A 14,125-nucleotide genomic window follows, 5' to 3' on the forward strand; every position below is an offset into this window, starting at 1 on the left:
CGGGGGCTCTGCCCAGAACCCGAGTGCTCGCATCGGATCCTGCGGCCCCGCTCGCGAGGGTCCACGGGCTCGACTGCGGGCGCCCACAGCCCGGATCGCTCCCTCCCTGACCGCGCACTCAGACTCAACCGACACCTGTGGCGTATCGTGGAGTCAATTGCATGCAGACGCATGGATACGGACTCGCCGACCGCACGGCCTCCGAGCCCATCCCTCTTCGAGCAGGAGTCGTCATGACCACCACCAGCACCCGCTTCACCGACCGCGTCGTCCTCATCACCGGAGGTGGATCCGGCCTGGGCCGCGCCGCCGCCGTCCGCCTCGCCCAGGAGGGCGCGAAGCTCGCCCTCGTCGACATCTCCGAGCAGGGCCTCGCCGCCACGGTCGACGTTCTGCCCGAGGGCACCGAGTCGATCACCGTCCTCGCCGACGTGTCGAAGGAGGCGGACGTCGACGCCTACGTCGCGCGCACCCTCGAAGCGTTCGGCCGCATCGACGGCTTCTTCAACAACGCCGGCATCGAGGGCCGCCAGAACCTCACCGAGGACTTCACGGCCGACGAGTTCGACAAGGTCGTCGCGATCAACCTGCGCGGCGTGTTCCTCGGCCTCGAGAAGGTGCTGAAGGTGATGCGCGAGCAGGGCTCGGGCATGGTCGTCAACACCGCGAGCGTCGGCGGCATCACCGCGATCGGCAACCAGTCCGGCTACGCGGCCGCCAAGCACGGCGTCGTCGGCCTCACCCGCAACTCCGCGATCGAGTACGGCGAGTTCGGCATCCGCATCAACGCGATCGCGCCCGGGGCCATCTGGACCCCGATGGTCGAGAACTCGATGAAGCAGCTCGACCCGCAGAACCCGCGCAAGGCGGCCGAGGAGTTCATCCAGGTCAACCCGACCAAGCGCTACGGCGAGGCCGACGAGATCGCCTCGGTCGTCGCGTTCCTCCTCTCGGACGACGCCTCCTACGTGAACGCGACCGTCCTCCCCATCGACGGCGGGCAGTCGATCAAGTACTGAGGCCTGCTCCGCGGAGGGAGCGCCTGCCCCGGCGGGCGGCCCCCTCCGCTCCCGCTGCCTCTCCCGTGGGACCCGGCCCGACGGCTCCTCCACACGGCGCTTCCCGCTCGGGGGTCTCCTCGAGCGGCACGTGCCGCGCATCGCCCGTCGCGCGGCGGGAGCAGAATGGGGTCGGTCCCGCCGGACCTCGACCGCTACGGAGACATGCATGAACCCCACCGGGAGCTTCCGCGCCGCCCGCGACACCCTCCTGCAGCACCGCACCGATGCGGTCGCCGCGAACGAGGCCTTCCAGTGGCCGGACGTCGGGCCCCGCTTCAACTGGGCGGTGGACTGGTTCGACGCGATCGCCATCGGCAACGAGCGCCCCGCCCTCTGGATCGTGGAGGAGGACGGCTCCGAGGAGAAGTACTCCTTCGACCGGATGCGCTGGCGCTCCGACGAGGTCGCCGCCTGGCTTCACTCGGTCGGCGTCGAGCAGGGCGATCACGTGATGCTCATGCTCGGCAACCGCCTCGAGCTGTGGGAGTCGATGCTCGCGATCATGAAGCTCGGCGCGGTCATCCTCCCCACGACGACCCTGCTCTCACCCGCCGACCTGGCCGACCGCCTCGAGCGCGGCGAGGTCGCGCACGTCATCGCGGACGCCTCCGAGACAGCCAAGTTCGACGAGATGGAGGGCGGCTTCGGCCGCATCGCGGTCGGCGGCGCCGTCGAGGGCTGGCTCGACTACGCCGACTCGCTCGAGCCCTTCGGCATCAGCCCGACGGTGGTCGTCGAGAGCTCCGATCCGTGCCTGATCTACTTCACCTCCGGCACCACCTCGAAGCCCAAGATGGTCGTGCACACGCACGAGTCGTACCCCGTGGGGCACCTCAGCACGATGTACTGGCTCGGCGTGCAGCCGGGCGACGTGCACATGGCGATCAGCTCGCCGGGCTGGGGCAAGCACGCGTGGAGCTGCTTCTTCGCGCCGTGGAACGCCGAGGCGACGGTGTTCGTCTACAACTACAGCCGCTTCTCCCCCACCGCTCTGCACCAGCAGCTCGACCGGGCCGAGGTCACCACGTTCTGCGCGCCGCCGACCGTGTGGCGGATGCTGATCCAGTCGGCGCTCGGAGCGAAGCCGCGCGCGCTGACCGAGATCCTCTCGGCGGGCGAGCCGCTCAACCCCGAGGTCATCGCGACCGTCGAGCGGGAGTGGGGACTCACCATCCGCGACGGCTACGGCCAGACCGAGACCACCGCGATCATCGCGAACCCGCCCGGCGCTCCCGTGGTCCCCGGAGCGATGGGCCGCGCGCTGCCCGGCGTCGCCATCGCCCTCGTCGATCCGCTGACCGGCGAGCCCGCCTCCACCGGTGAGATCTGCCTCGACCTCTCCGTCGAGCCCGTCAACCTGATGTCCGGCTACCTCGGCGACGAGGACCGCACCGAGCGCGCCCGTGCCGACGGCTACTTCCACACCGGCGACGTGGCGGTCCGCGCGGTCGACGGCACGATCACCTTCGTGGGCCGCACCGACGACATCTTCAAGTCCTCCGACTTCAAGATCTCGCCGTTCGAGGTCGAGAGCGTGCTGCTGCAGCACCCCGCCGTCGCCGAGTCCGCGGTGGTGCCGGCTCCGGACGAGGTGCGCCACAGCGTGGTGAAGGCGTACGTCACCCTCGCCGAGGGCTGGGAGCCGACCGCCGAGACGGCGAGCGCGATCTTCGCCCACACCCGCGAGCTGCTCTCCTCCTTCGAGCGGGTGCGGCGCCTCGAGTTCCACCCCCTGCCCAAGACGATCTCGGGCAAGATCCGCCGCGTCGAGCTGCGCGAGCGCGAGGAGGAGGCGTTCCGCCGCGGCGAGGAGATCCCCACGGAGTGGCGCGCCGACCGCCTCTAGGCGCGGCGGCCCTCGTCCGCCGGGACACCGCCGAAGCACCGCCGAGACGGCGGCGTCTCGGCGAGGCGGTGGTGTCTCGGCGGGATGCGGTCGGCCGGGACGTCGGCCGCCGGTGACCAGCAGGAGCGGGTGCCGTCAGCGCGGAACCAGCGCGGTGTCGGCGGCGTCCGGATCAGAGGCCGGCGATCAGCTCGGCGTCAGCGCGGGAGTACAGCGATCAGCTCGCCGTGGTCGCGGACGCCGGGGGCGCTGCGGCGGAGGGAGTGGGTCACCTCGAGGCCGGCCTGCTCGGCGAGCGCGCGCATCTCGGCGAGCGGGTGAAACCACGCCGGTGCGACGGCGTGCGCGAACGCCTCCGTGCGCGGCCCTTCGAAGAAGCCGATCAGCAGGCTTCCGCCCGGTCGGAGGTGCGCGGCGAGCGCCGCGACCGCGCCGCGCAGCTCCGCCGGCGGCAGGTGGATGAGCGAGTACCACGCGAGAACGCCCCCCAGGCCGTCGACGTCGAGTTCGAGCGCCGAGCCGAGCCGGAACGGGACGTCCGGGAACCGCGCTCGAGCCAGCGCGACGAACTCCGGCACCGGGTCGACGCCGACCGCGGCGGCTCCGCGGCGCTGGAGGAACTCCGTCCAGTGCCCGGGCCCGCAGCCCACGTCGGTGACCGTGCCCTCCAGCCCGTCGGCCCACGACCCGATCAGCTCGCGATCGGCCGCGGGCCCCGCGTCGACCGATCCGAGCAGCGCCGCGTACTCCTCCGCCCGCGCGCCGTACGCGTCCCGCACCTCGTCCATCCGGTGAGCGTAGGCCGTCTCGAAACGGCGCGCAGCGGGCACTCGGAGGCGCGTGGCACGTTCCGCGGTGCCGTTGGCACGGCTCTGCGGCACGGTCCGCTGGCGCGTTCTGACGTTCTGGCGCGCCTGCCTCGTGAGCGTTCGCGCCCGGCGTCCCGAGGCGCTTCGCGAGGACGGATCATCGAGGTGCCGCGCGCCCCGTCCCCGCCCCGAAGGAGACCCGATGACCCCTGCCGACGCCGCCCCCGCCCTGCCCGCCGCCGCCCTCGTCTTCCCTCTGCTCGTCGGCGTCGCGCTGCTCGCCTCGGGCGCGACCGCCCTGCTCCGCGCCGCTGGTCCTCATGGCGTCCGGAGGCGCCTCGAGGAGTCCCGCGCCCGCGCCGCGGCCCTCGGCGGAGGTCCGGGCGCGCGCGGATGCAGCGCTCCCGGCGTCCTCCCGGCCTGCCTGCGGGTCGTCGTCGGCGCCCTCCTCCTCCTGGCCGCCGGCCCGGCCTACACCGCGGCCGCCCTCGTCGCCGCAGCCCTCTGCGCACTCGCCCTCGCGCACGCCGTCCGCCGCTTCGCCCAGGACTCGGAGGGCGACCCGCCCACCCCGGCCGCGGTCGCCGCCACGGCCGCGATGCTCGCCTTCGCCACCGTCGCCGCGGCCCAGGGGATCCTCGGATTCACTGGCGTCCCGGCGCACCTCCGGGAGTTCGACCAGCAGGACCTGAGCTGGGCGGCCGCCCTCGTCGGAGTGGTCGCCGCGTGCGGCCTCCTGCAGTTGGCGGGACGCGCAGCGCAACCGGTGGCCGCACCGGCGGCGGGCGTCAGGCGGCGCGGCTGATGCTCGGAGCTCCGACGCTCGATGCGCCCCCGCACCTCGTCCTCGACGGCAGCGCGGTGCGGCTCGCGCCCGCCCGCGGGTCCGTCGCCGTGATCACCTTCTGGATGCAGTTCCACAACTCCGGCACCGCCGCCCTGCACGATCTCGCCCTGTTCTGCGGCTCCTTCACCGACGGCTCGGGCGTCGAGCTCGACTACGACGAGGCCCCGGTCACCGTCGTCGGCCGGCCCGAGCGGGTCGCCCCGGGAGCGGGATTCGTGGCCGTCGCGCACTACACGATCGCGCCGCTGCGGGCGCCCCGGACGCTCCGCCACTCCATCGTGCTGCGGGGCCGCACGAGCGACGACCGGCCCTTCACCGACGTCGCCGCGCTCGAGGTCCACGTCGATCCGAGGCGCACCCCGGAGGTGCGGTTCCGTCCCCCGATGGCGGGATCCGACACCTTGCGGTGGAGGTGAGCGACGATGCGATCGCATGAAGACTTCTCACCACCGGACCGGATCGGCCAGGGTAGAGGGATCGCGTCGTACGGAGGACGCGCCAGAGGAAAGGACTCCGCCGTGAGGGGAATCGCAGAAGGCAGCCGACCGATCGTCGATCGCGGGGTGTCCCGCCGGGACACCGCGGCGGCCGCGTGGCTGGCCCAGAGCGGCGTCGACGTCCGCGCGAACGGCGCGTTCCGCATCGTGGCCGACACCCTCTGCAGCGACGGCGTCGACGTGCTCCGGATCTGGCACTCGCCGGCCCGCCTGCACCGCACCTCCGCCATCGGCCCGGGCGTCCGCCTGATCATCCCGCTCGAGGGCGCGCTCGTGATCCAGCCGGACGATCCGGCGGCGCTCGAGGTCCGCGTCGCGCCGGGCGACATCGCCTTCCTCCACTGCGACTCCCCGTTCACGATCGTGACCGACACCCCGAGCGCCCGCACCGAGATCGCCCTCGACCGCCCGCTGCTGGGCCTGGTCGACTCGGCCGACCGTGGCGCCGTCGTCACCGAGGCCGACCCGGCCAGCCGCGGCATCCTGCTCTCGACCGTCAACGCGACCTTCGGCTCCACCCTCGACGCCGACTCCCCCGCCTTCCCCCTGGTGCGGGCCGCCGTCGAGCAGCTGGCGGGCGCTGTGCTGGCGACCTCGCTGCCGCGCGAGAGCAGCGAGGACGTCTACACGCGCGCCCTCGCCCTGATCGCCGCGATGTCCACCGACCCCCGCCTCTCGGTCCAGGAGATCTGCGAGCGCCTCGGCGTCCCGAAGCGGACGCTGCAGCGCACCTTCGCGCGGAACGGCACCACGGTGTTCGACGAGATCCGCCGCGCACGCCTCACGACCGCGCGCGCCCTCCTCGGCGGGAGTGACTCCCCGCCCTCGCCCGAGCACGTGCTGAGCAGCTACGTCCGCTCGCAGCGCCTGCGCCGCGACCTGCTCCACCTCGAGACGGTGCCCGCCTCGAAGCTGGGCTGACCCCGGGGCCGCAGCGCTCGCCGCGTCGACAGCCCCGTCGGCGGCGGAGGTCACCGCGCGGGCGCACGCCCCCGGTCCGGACGCTCCGGCTCGGAGGCACCGTCGCCGCCCCCGCGCTCAGCCCGGGTACGGCACCGACGCCGCCGGCCACCCCGACGCCGCGAGCTCCGCGCGCAGCCGATGGTGGTGCTGCACGGCGCCGAGGGAGTCGGTGCGGAAGGCGATGGCGAGGGCCGCGTCGGCCCAGTAGGCGTCCCAGCCGGAGTAGCGCTCGAAGACGCGGTCGCCGACCGCGGCCAGCAGCTCCCAGGCCCGCGCCGCCGGGAGGTAGCCGGCGACGTAGGCGTAGCGGATCGCGCCGATCGTGCGCTCGGCGTCGCCCGCGAGCAGGAGGAGCGGCGGACGCCCGTCGACCGCCTGGGCGAGCTCGAGGAGGTGGAACTCGCTGCCGCCCGTGAGCGCGGCGACTCGGGAGCGCATCCGCTCGGCGTCGGCGGAGGCCGAGACCTCGGCGAAGCGGGTCGAGAGCGGCCCGCGGGTGAGCACGTCGGCGACCAGCAGCTCGACGTCGTCGGCCGAGGCGATGCGGAAGTCGCGGTCGAGCGCGACCCGGTGCTCGACGAGCGGATGCAGCGGCAGCTGCTGCCACGGCGCTCCCTTCGCTCCGTCGGCGTATCGGCGCCGCAGCTCCTCCGGGAGCTCGGCCCACGAGGGCTGGAACGCGAGGGAGGAGTTCCAGCCGGCGAACGAGAAGTCGCTGACCGCGTCGAGCGCGAGCAGCTGCTGCTGGCGGAGGGACGGGGTCGGCGAGCCGGCCGCGCCGAGGTACGCGAGCTGCTCGCGGCGCGGCGCGCGCGCATCCCACTGCTGGAAGCCGACCGTGGCGGCGAGCAGCCCGAAGGCCAGAGCGAACGCGAACGCTGTGAACGCGACGACGCTCTCGCCGCCGCCGAGCGCGAGCCCCCATGCGAAGCCGACCAGGCCCACCGGAGCCGCGAAGGCGGTCACCAGAAGCGCGCGGCGTCCGGCGCCCTGACCGCGCCGGTGGGCATCGGCCGCCCGCGCGTAGCGCAGCCGGGGTCGGACGGGGAACTCGACGTCTCCGGGATGGTTCTGCAGCGGCACGGTCGCAGCCTAGGGGCGCGGGTCGCGTCGATGTGTGCTTGCCTGGTCGCATGACTCTCGCCGAAGCACTCCTCGAGCGGGCCGACCTGCAGAAGCGGATCGAGGCCCTCCAGTCGCGGATCGTCGCGAACGCCTCCTACCAGGAGGGAGAGGAGCCGACCGAGGACCCGGCCGAGCTGCTCGCCGACTGCACGCGCGCACTGGGCGAGCTCGAGCGGCTGGTCACGGCGATCAACCTCACCAACGCGACGGCGACCACTCCCACCGGAGAGGTGCTGACCGCGGCGCTCGCCCGGCGCGAGGCCCTGCGCGCCCGGCACAGCCTCCTGACCCGCGCGGCCGACGCGGCCGCCGGCGAGCGCGGCTACCGCCAGCTCCGGAGCGAGCTGCGCCGCCTGCCCGCGCTGCCGGTGCGGGAGCTGCGCGAGCAGGCCGACGCCGTGGCGCGCGAGCTGCGCGGGCTCGACGCCGACGTCCAGAGGACGAACTGGGGGGTCGAGCTGCAGAGCTGACACGAGACGCGGTGAGTCGGTAGGCGCACCGGAGCGAGCACGCACCGTCGGGCCGGCGGTTCATCCGGCCCTCTGTCACGCGGTGGGCAGCGTCCCGGCTCCGGCCGTCACTCACAGCCCAGCACCGAGGACCGGTGACCGCGCAGACAGGACACCTCATCACCATGTGCTGGCCGGTGCGCCGAGGGCGGGTTCGGGGACCTCACCGCGTCTCGGGCGTGCGCGGACGCACGTCGAGTCGGGCCGGGACCTTCCCGAACGGGCGCGTGGGCGCACGCCGGGCTCGGGGCTGCGGCTCCTCGAACGGACAAGTGGACGCCCGCCGGGTCCGGGCCGGCGTCCGGCCGCCTCCGCCCGGCCGCGCCCGCCCGCCCCACCGCTCAGTACTCGATGCGCCCGCGCCGGTCGTGGAACTCGCCCGTCGGCCCGTCGGAGCCGAGCAGAGCCAGCGCGACGGTCGCGTCCGTGCCCTCGGTGACGGTCTGGTGGCCGCCGTGTCCGTTGAAGTCGGTCGCGGTGTAGCCGGGGTCGCTCGCGTTGATCCGCATCGCCGGCAGGTTCTTCGCGTACTGCACGGTGAGCGCGACGACCGCCGCCTTCGAGGCCGCGTAGGGGATCGCGGTGACGGGGAACTCGTCGTGGCCCTCGGTGCTCAGCCAGCGCGGCCAGCCGACTCCGGACGCCACGTTCACGACGACCGGGGCCGCGGAGGCCTGCAGCAGCGGGAGCGCGGCCTGTGTGACGCGGACGATGCCGACGACGTTCGTCTCGAGGACGCCCGCCATCGCCTCCGGGGTGAGGTCGTCGACGCCGAACGAGGTGCCCAGCACTCCGGCGTTGTTGACGAGCACGTCGAGCCCGGGCAGGGAGGCGATCGCGGAGTCGACGCTCGCCTGATCGGTGACGTCGAGGCGGACGGGGTGGGCGCCGAGCGCGCGGGCGGCGTCGCCGTCGGCGGTGTCGCGCATGCCGGCGTAGACGGTGTGGCCCGCCTCGAGGAGTCGGCGGGCGGTCTCGAGGCCGAGGGAGCGGTTCGCTCCGGTGATGAGTGTCGTGGTCATGCGCCCATCCTGCGCGGGTGGTCGAGCCTCGACCAGGCCGCGCTCGACGGGGGGACCGGCAGTACCTGGCTCGGCGATGGCGGGCGGAGGAGGATGGGCGGCATGGAGGAGTTCGCCACGGTGCTGCGCTCGTGGCGCGACCGCATCCGTCCCGCCGACGTCGGCCTGCCCGCGGGCTCGGGCCGCCGAGCCACGGGCCTGCGCCGCGAGGAGCTGGCGGCGCTCTCGGGCGTGAGCGTCGACTACCTGGTGCGGCTCGAGCAGGGACGCGCGCGGAACCCCTCGCCGTCGATGCTCCGCTCGCTCGCAGTCGCGCTCCGGCTCACGGACAGCGAGCGCGACCACCTCTACCGGGTCGCCGGTGCCGCCGTCCCCTCGCCGGGCGTCGTGCCGCAGCACGTGAGCCCGGGCGTGCAGCGGATCGTCGACCGCCTGGGCGACGTGCCGCTCGCGGTGTTCACGGCGGCCCACGACATCCTGCTGTGGAACCCGCTCTGGGCCGCCTTGAACGGCGACCCCTCGGTGTACACCGGGCTGGAGCGGAACCTCGTCTGGCGGCACTTCACCTCCGGACACGCGGGCACCGAGTTCGACGCGCAGCACGAGGAGGACTTCGCGAGCGACCTCGCGGCCGACCTGCGCGCGGCGACCGGGCGCTACCCGCGCGATCCGGCGCTCGCCGCCCTCGTCGCCCGGCTGCGGGAGGAGTCGCCCGAGTTCGAGCGGCGCTGGGCGGAGGCGCGCATCGCCGAGCACCGCGCGAGCCGGAAGACGGTGACGCGGACGCCCGTCGGACCGGTCACGATCGACTGCGACGTGCTCACGGCTCCGGGCACCGACCTGCGGATCGTCGTCTACACGGTGGCGCCGGGCAGCGAGGACGAGGCGCGGCTCGACCTGCTGCGGGTGACGGGGCTGCAGGCGCTGAGCACGGCGCCGGCGTGAAGCGGACGGGCGCGGCTGGGGCGCGCACAGCGGAGCGGGGCGCTGAACCGGGCTGAGCTGAGTCGAGCGGGCTGAGCCGAGCCGAGCCGGGCGGGGCAGGCCGGGCTCGTCCCACGGCGGGCGGGACCGGCTCGGCGCGGCCGACGGCGCAACCTGCCGATGCGGGCGAGCGGCGGCGAGTGACGGCCGAGGTGCACGGCGAGGCGCGTCTGCGGGGACGTCCGCACCCCCGGACCCCCGCCTCCCCGCTCAGGACGCGCAGTACGCGGTGATGAACGCGTAGAGCTCGCCCTTCTGCTCGGGGGTCGCGGCGACGACGACGGTGCCCTGCCGGCCCGCGGTCTCGACGGTGACCGGCAGGCGCGTGCCGACCTTGTCCTCGGCGAGCGCGTGGGTGTCGCAGCGGGTGGGGACGGCGTCCAGGACCACGGAGTCGAGGGTCCCGGCGGGCACGGAGCGGTCGAGGGTCCAGGCGTCGGCGGCGTCGGGCGGCTGCAGCAGGATCGTGGCGTCGACGCTGCGGAGCACGACGGGGGTGCCCCGTACGTCGGCGGTGATGGTGAGGCGCGCCGGCTCGTGCGCGGCGCCTCCGGACGTGTCGATCCGCAGGGCGAGGTCGGCGTCGACGGTGCGGGCGAAGCAGCCGGACCGGGCGAGAGCGTCGACGAACGAGAACGGGTCGTCGGCGGGGTACGCGTGCTCGCCGTGGCCGTCGATGGCGAGGACGACCTCGAGCGCAGTGGGCGCCTCCGCGACCGGGCAGGCGGGCTCGGGCACGTCGACGCGGAGGTCGCGCGAGGTCCCGTCGGGGACGCCCGTGCCGCCGGTCCAGGTGAGCGGGACGGCGAGGCGCGGGTCCGTGAGGCGGGCCGCCGTGACCTCGATCGGGGCGCCGCTGCCGTTGTGGACCTCGAAGGCCATGGTGCCGCCGGCGATGTCGGAGCGGTTCTGCTGGACGGAGACGGTGACCCCGGGAGCCGGGGCGGACGAGGCGGAGGAGCGGGCCGGGTCGGGGGCGGCCTGAGACGGGGTGGCGGTGGTCGGAGCCACGGTGGCCGCCGGGGTGCCGCTCGGGGCGCCTGTCGCGCCTGCCGGCGCGCAGGCCGCGAGGGCGGGCAGGAGGAGCAGCGCGGCGGCGAGGGCGCGGAGGCTTCGCATCGTGCCTCCCTCCGCTCGCCGTCAGTCTGGCGCCCCGGCCCCCTCTCCGCGAGCGCCGCCACCGGAGTCTCGACGTCAGTCCCAGACCGATCGATGCGTCACGAACGGTCGGCACGGCGGCCGGATGACGGCCGCTCGTGACGACTGAGACGTCGGACGGGGGAGAGAGGGGCGCGACGCCGCTCCGCTCGATCGCTGCCGCGGGGGCGGGGCACTGCGTCAGGCGGCGCCGCCCTGTTCCGCGGCGCCCGCCCACGGACCCTTCGTGTCCCGCGGCTGCGCGGCGACCGGAGCGAGGACGGCGCGGACGGATCCGCCCGACTCCGAGGTCCGCACGGGCCGGCCGAGCTCACGGGCCGCAGAGCGCGCGATCCAGCGCCAGTCCTCGACCGAGACGGTCAGCGCCGCGATCGAGGCCTCGGCGGACTCGGCGAGCGCGTAGGCGGCGAGGATCGAGCGGCGGAGGTCGCGGCGGGCCTGCACGGACGATTCGCCGCGCATCGGCGGTCGGGGGCCGGGCAGGAGGGCGGGGACGGCCGCCATCGGCACCACCCGACCCGGTCGTGCAGGCGCGCCGCTCATGGGATCAGCCCTCCTGGTTGTAGTAGGGCCAGGGCAGGAAGCGCCGCTCGCCCCTGCGGTCGGGACCCGTCAGAGTGACCTCGCCGGTCGCCGCCCACTCGACACCGCGGGGGAGCATCCGGATGAACTCGATGCGGCGGAAGGTGTCGATGTCGTGTCCGATCGTGATCGTGAACGAGCGGCCCGCGCCGTACTCGTTGATCCAGGCCAGGGGCTGGTCCGTGTTCATGCCGGGGAGGTCCGCGAGGCCGGTCTCGGGGATCGCGACCGGGTAGTGCGACATCGGCCACATCGGGGCCCGCTGGTACGACTTCAGATCGTCGAAGGTCGTGATCAGCACCTCGGCACCGTCGTACATCTCGACTCCGGTCAGGATGTCGTCGCCGGTGACGGTCCAGGTGGCGCTGATCCCCTCGGTGATCGCGTGACGCGGCTCCGCTGTCGAGAGGAGCGCCTCGCCCCATGGGCGCGGCCGAATGCCGGTGGGCACGCTGAGCTTCGCGCCGCGCATGACGTTGTACTCCTCCGGGTACCCCCAGTCGTCCTCCTGCACGGCCGAGCCGTGGAACCAGACGATCCCCTTGCCCTCGTCGTGGATGAAGCGCAGGATCGCGGCGTCGGTCTCGGGGCCGAAGCCGGTGGCCCTGTCGCGGTAGCCGTCCCGTCCCTCGTACACCACGATCAGGACGTCGTAGCGGTCGATGACGGCGGAGGTGAGACCGCGCGGATCCTCGGTGACGCGGACCCGGAAGCGCCCAGTGTCCTCGAGGAGGGTCGTGAGCCACTGGTTGTGCGCACGGAAGCTGCGGAACTCGTTGTCGTGCTCCACCGTCATGTGGCCGGAGAGGATGAGCACGTCGAGGGTGTCGGGCATGGAGGCCTCCAGAGGTGAGGTGCGCGGGCGGGTCCGTCTCGTCGGTGAGCGGCCTGTCGACCTCTAGTCCATTTACTACAGACTATTGTCTGAAACCAGCAGAACGAAGGAAGCGCCTACAACGATCCGTGATGCGCGGCATCGCCGTTCACTATTCGGGGCCGCTTCTGACGAATTCAGACATAAGCTGGCGTGACCGCCGCGATCGCGAGCGGCCACCGAACCGAGGACTCCCATGGCGACGCACAACATCCTGATCGACGACCACAGCCTGCGCGTCCACCCCGAGGGGGCCGTGCTCCTGCTCCACCTGCCCTGGTACCGCAGTCTCTGGCTGTCGTCCGTGGACGGCCTCGAGGTCTCGATCGACGGGACGACGGTGCCGGGCGACCGCCTCCGGTTCGAGCTCGGCGGCTCCGTCTTCCGCGTGGACCAGCTCCGCGAGCAGTGGGACGTGCTCTGGTTCCTCTCGGACGCGGCGGTACTGGTCGTCGCCCTCGACGAGCCGCTCGCCGCGGGCTCGGTCCACCGCGTCGTCGCCTCCGCCCGGCTGAGCCTGCCCTACATGCAGATCAAGCCCGAGACCTACGTGCCCCAGGTGGTCCACCAGACACGCGACCTCGTCGTCCGCACCGCCGATGAGCCGGTGCGCGACGAGCTGCGGCTGGAGACGACGACGGTCGAGGCGGTCGAGGCGCAGCCCGGTGAGCCGTTCAAGCTCGGCCTCACGCTCTACTCGGCGACGTCCGAGCTCAACGCGGGGCAGTACGACCTCGAGTCCCTCCTCGACCGCGTGGCCGCCGAGGGGGTGGGGCCGGGGATCGAGATCGTCGCCTCGCAGACCCTCCGGCAGTACCCGGTGGTGACCCCCGACTTCGTCTCGACCTGGCGCGCCGCGTTCGACCGCCACGGGTTCGAAGCCAGCGCGTTCGGCGCGAACCTCGACATGGGGCGCCTGCGCACGCGCGACATGGACGACGACGAGGAGTACGAGTTCTCGGCGGAGCTGCTCCGGGGCGCGCACCGCCTCGGGTTCCCGCTGATGCGGATCCAGAGCGCTCGCCGGACGCTGCTCCAGCGGCTGCTCCCCCTCGCGGAGTCGCTCGACGTCGCGCTCGGCTACGAGATCCACGCCCCGTCCGGCCCCAACGCGCCGGCCGTGCAGGAGATCCGCGAGCTCTACGCCGAGCTCGACTCGCCGCTGCTCGGCTTCGTCGCCGACTTCTCCTCGACGATGCACGCGATGTCGCCGGCCCTCCTCCGGACCATGCGGCGCATGGGGCTCGACGCCGAGGCGACGGCGGAGCTGCAGCGGATCTGGGCGCAGGACGCCCCGGGCCGGGAGCGGCAGGGCGAGTTCCTCGCCTACCTGGGATCGCGGGGCATCGACCCGGGCGACTTCGGCTCGTTCGCGTTCCTCGCCTTCAACATGCACGGACACGTCCCCGTCGAGGAGTGGGCCGACATCATGCCGCAGATCCTGCACGTGCACGCGAAGTTCTACGACATCGACGACGAGGGCCAGGAGCCCGCGATCGACTACCCGGCGATCGTCGACGTGTTCGTACGCGGCGGCTTCCGCGGGTACATGTCGAGCGAGTGGGAGGGCCACGCCTTCCTCGATCTCGGCGAGGTCGACCCGATCGCCCTCGTGCGCCGTCAGCACAACCTGATCCGGCGGTCGATGCACGCGAGCCTCGCAGCGGTCTGAGGGACGCGGCGGCCTGAGCCCCACGGGCGGTCCGGGCGGACGCGGACCGCCCGGCCGGCTGAACGGCGCCCGGACGGGCGCCACGTCGAGCACGAGCGCACTCCTGCTGGCGACCCCACCTCGCCGGCCGGGTCCACCCGTAGGCCGTCTCTCCCCCGCGGGCGGCCCCGGCTTGC

At 73.7% G+C, this 14,125-nt stretch carries 14 protein-coding genes; 8 read left to right on the forward strand and 6 right to left on the reverse strand.

Translation table 11 applies throughout. The annotated features are described in order from the left end of the window. The first annotated feature begins 233 nt into the window (after positions 1-233). Positions 234-1,019 (forward strand): glucose 1-dehydrogenase, encoded by a 786-nt coding sequence (locus tag GSU40_RS15735; protein ID WP_167299040.1) that lies wholly within the window; start codon positions 234-236, stop codon positions 1,017-1,019. 208 nt (positions 1,020-1,227) lie between these two features. Further along, positions 1,228-2,907: an AMP-binding protein gene (locus GSU40_RS15740; protein ID WP_104348603.1), complete on the forward strand. Its 1,680-nt coding sequence runs from the start codon at positions 1,228-1,230 to the stop codon at positions 2,905-2,907. Positions 2,908-3,104: 197 nt separating this feature from the next. Here GSU40_RS15740 and GSU40_RS15745 read toward each other — a convergent pair whose 3' ends face one another. Beyond that, positions 3,105-3,695, reverse strand: a complete 591-nt coding sequence (locus GSU40_RS15745) for a class I SAM-dependent methyltransferase (RefSeq protein WP_160035776.1) — start codon at positions 3,693-3,695, stop codon at positions 3,105-3,107. Between the two features lie 223 nt (positions 3,696-3,918). On the opposite strand from GSU40_RS15745, the gene GSU40_RS15750 reads away from it, so the two are divergent. From GSU40_RS15750 to GSU40_RS15760, 3 genes are all read left to right on the forward strand, one after another. Beyond that, positions 3,919-4,521 carry a hypothetical protein gene (locus GSU40_RS15750; RefSeq protein ID WP_104308297.1) on the forward strand — a complete coding sequence of 201 codons (603 nt, stop codon included), beginning with the start codon at positions 3,919-3,921 and terminating at the stop codon, positions 4,519-4,521. Then, complete coding sequence (locus GSU40_RS15755) at positions 4,521-4,979, forward strand: hypothetical protein (protein WP_104282897.1); 459 nt, start codon at positions 4,521-4,523, stop codon at positions 4,977-4,979. Before GSU40_RS15750 ends, GSU40_RS15755 begins: the two co-directional genes overlap by 1 nt. 147 nt (positions 4,980-5,126) lie before the next feature. Next, positions 5,127-5,981 (forward strand): helix-turn-helix domain-containing protein, encoded by an 855-nt coding sequence (locus GSU40_RS15760; RefSeq protein ID WP_160035778.1) that lies wholly within the window; start codon positions 5,127-5,129, stop codon positions 5,979-5,981. A 117-nt stretch (positions 5,982-6,098) separates the two neighbouring features. Here GSU40_RS15760 and GSU40_RS15765 read toward each other — a convergent pair whose 3' ends face one another. Then, positions 6,099-7,106, reverse strand: coding sequence for a DUF1266 domain-containing protein (locus GSU40_RS15765; RefSeq protein WP_104314648.1), 1,008 nt, complete (start codon positions 7,104-7,106; stop codon positions 6,099-6,101). Positions 7,107-7,156: 50 nt separating this feature from the next. Here GSU40_RS15765 and GSU40_RS15770 point away from each other — a divergent pair, with 50 nt between their 5' ends. Continuing rightward, the gene (locus GSU40_RS15770; protein WP_104224023.1) at positions 7,157-7,618 is read left to right on the forward strand and encodes a DIP1984 family protein; all 462 of its coding nucleotides are present in this window, start codon (positions 7,157-7,159) and stop codon (positions 7,616-7,618) included. Positions 7,619-7,998: 380 nt separating this feature from the next. Here the strand turns inward: GSU40_RS15770 and GSU40_RS15775 are convergent, their stop codons facing one another. Further along, the gene (locus GSU40_RS15775) at positions 7,999-8,679 is read right to left on the reverse strand and encodes an SDR family NAD(P)-dependent oxidoreductase (protein WP_104232897.1); all 681 of its coding nucleotides are present in this window, start codon (positions 8,677-8,679) and stop codon (positions 7,999-8,001) included. 102 nt (positions 8,680-8,781) lie between these two features. On the opposite strand from GSU40_RS15775, the gene GSU40_RS15780 reads away from it, so the two are divergent. Next, positions 8,782-9,624 (forward strand): helix-turn-helix transcriptional regulator, encoded by an 843-nt coding sequence (locus GSU40_RS15780; RefSeq protein WP_104257455.1) that lies wholly within the window; start codon positions 8,782-8,784, stop codon positions 9,622-9,624. A 249-nt stretch (positions 9,625-9,873) separates the two neighbouring features. On the opposite strand, the gene GSU40_RS15785 is transcribed toward GSU40_RS15780, so the two are convergent. From GSU40_RS15785 to GSU40_RS15795, 3 genes are all read right to left on the reverse strand, one after another. Then, a complete protein-coding gene (locus tag GSU40_RS15785; protein ID WP_160035780.1) occupies positions 9,874-10,782 on the reverse strand; it encodes a hypothetical protein in 909 nt (302 codons plus the stop codon). Between the two features lie 219 nt (positions 10,783-11,001). After that, positions 11,002-11,364, reverse strand: coding sequence for a hypothetical protein (locus GSU40_RS15790; RefSeq protein WP_146083861.1), 363 nt, complete (start codon positions 11,362-11,364; stop codon positions 11,002-11,004). 4 nt (positions 11,365-11,368) lie between these two features. Further along, positions 11,369-12,238: a ThuA domain-containing protein gene (locus GSU40_RS15795; protein WP_160035782.1), complete on the reverse strand. Its 870-nt coding sequence runs from the start codon at positions 12,236-12,238 to the stop codon at positions 11,369-11,371. Positions 12,239-12,473: 235 nt separating this feature from the next. Here GSU40_RS15795 and GSU40_RS15800 point away from each other — a divergent pair, with 235 nt between their 5' ends. Beyond that, positions 12,474-13,949 carry a DUF6379 domain-containing protein gene (locus GSU40_RS15800; RefSeq protein WP_160035784.1) on the forward strand — a complete coding sequence of 492 codons (1,476 nt, stop codon included), beginning with the start codon at positions 12,474-12,476 and terminating at the stop codon, positions 13,947-13,949. Positions 13,950-14,125 lie beyond the last annotated feature (176 nt).

The sequence above is a fragment of the Rathayibacter sp. VKM Ac-2805 genome, assembly GCF_009834265.1.
Taxonomy (GTDB): domain Bacteria; phylum Actinomycetota; class Actinomycetes; order Actinomycetales; family Microbacteriaceae; genus Rathayibacter.

Coding starts and splice junctions, on each gene's coding strand:
- GSU40_RS15735 (WP_167299040.1), top strand. CDS start 234: ATGACCACCACCAGCACCCGCTTCACCGACCGCGTCGTCCTCATCACC.
- GSU40_RS15740 (WP_104348603.1), top strand. CDS start 1,228: ATGAACCCCACCGGGAGCTTCCGCGCCGCCCGCGACACCCTCCTGCAG.
- GSU40_RS15745 (WP_160035776.1), bottom strand. CDS start 3,695: ATGGACGAGGTGCGGGACGCGTACGGCGCGCGGGCGGAGGAGTACGCG.
- GSU40_RS15750 (WP_104308297.1), top strand. CDS start 3,919: ATGACCCCTGCCGACGCCGCCCCCGCCCTGCCCGCCGCCGCCCTCGTC.
- GSU40_RS15755 (WP_104282897.1), top strand. CDS start 4,521: ATGCTCGGAGCTCCGACGCTCGATGCGCCCCCGCACCTCGTCCTCGAC.
- GSU40_RS15770 (WP_104224023.1), top strand. CDS start 7,157: ATGACTCTCGCCGAAGCACTCCTCGAGCGGGCCGACCTGCAGAAGCGG.
- GSU40_RS15775 (WP_104232897.1), bottom strand. CDS start 8,679: ATGACCACGACACTCATCACCGGAGCGAACCGCTCCCTCGGCCTCGAG.
- GSU40_RS15780 (WP_104257455.1), top strand. CDS start 8,782: ATGGAGGAGTTCGCCACGGTGCTGCGCTCGTGGCGCGACCGCATCCGT.
- GSU40_RS15785 (WP_160035780.1), bottom strand. CDS start 10,782: ATGCGAAGCCTCCGCGCCCTCGCCGCCGCGCTGCTCCTCCTGCCCGCC.
- GSU40_RS15790 (WP_146083861.1), bottom strand. CDS start 11,364: ATGAGCGGCGCGCCTGCACGACCGGGTCGGGTGGTGCCGATGGCGGCC.
- GSU40_RS15795 (WP_160035782.1), bottom strand. CDS start 12,238: ATGCCCGACACCCTCGACGTGCTCATCCTCTCCGGCCACATGACGGTG.
- GSU40_RS15800 (WP_160035784.1), top strand. CDS start 12,474: ATGGCGACGCACAACATCCTGATCGACGACCACAGCCTGCGCGTCCAC.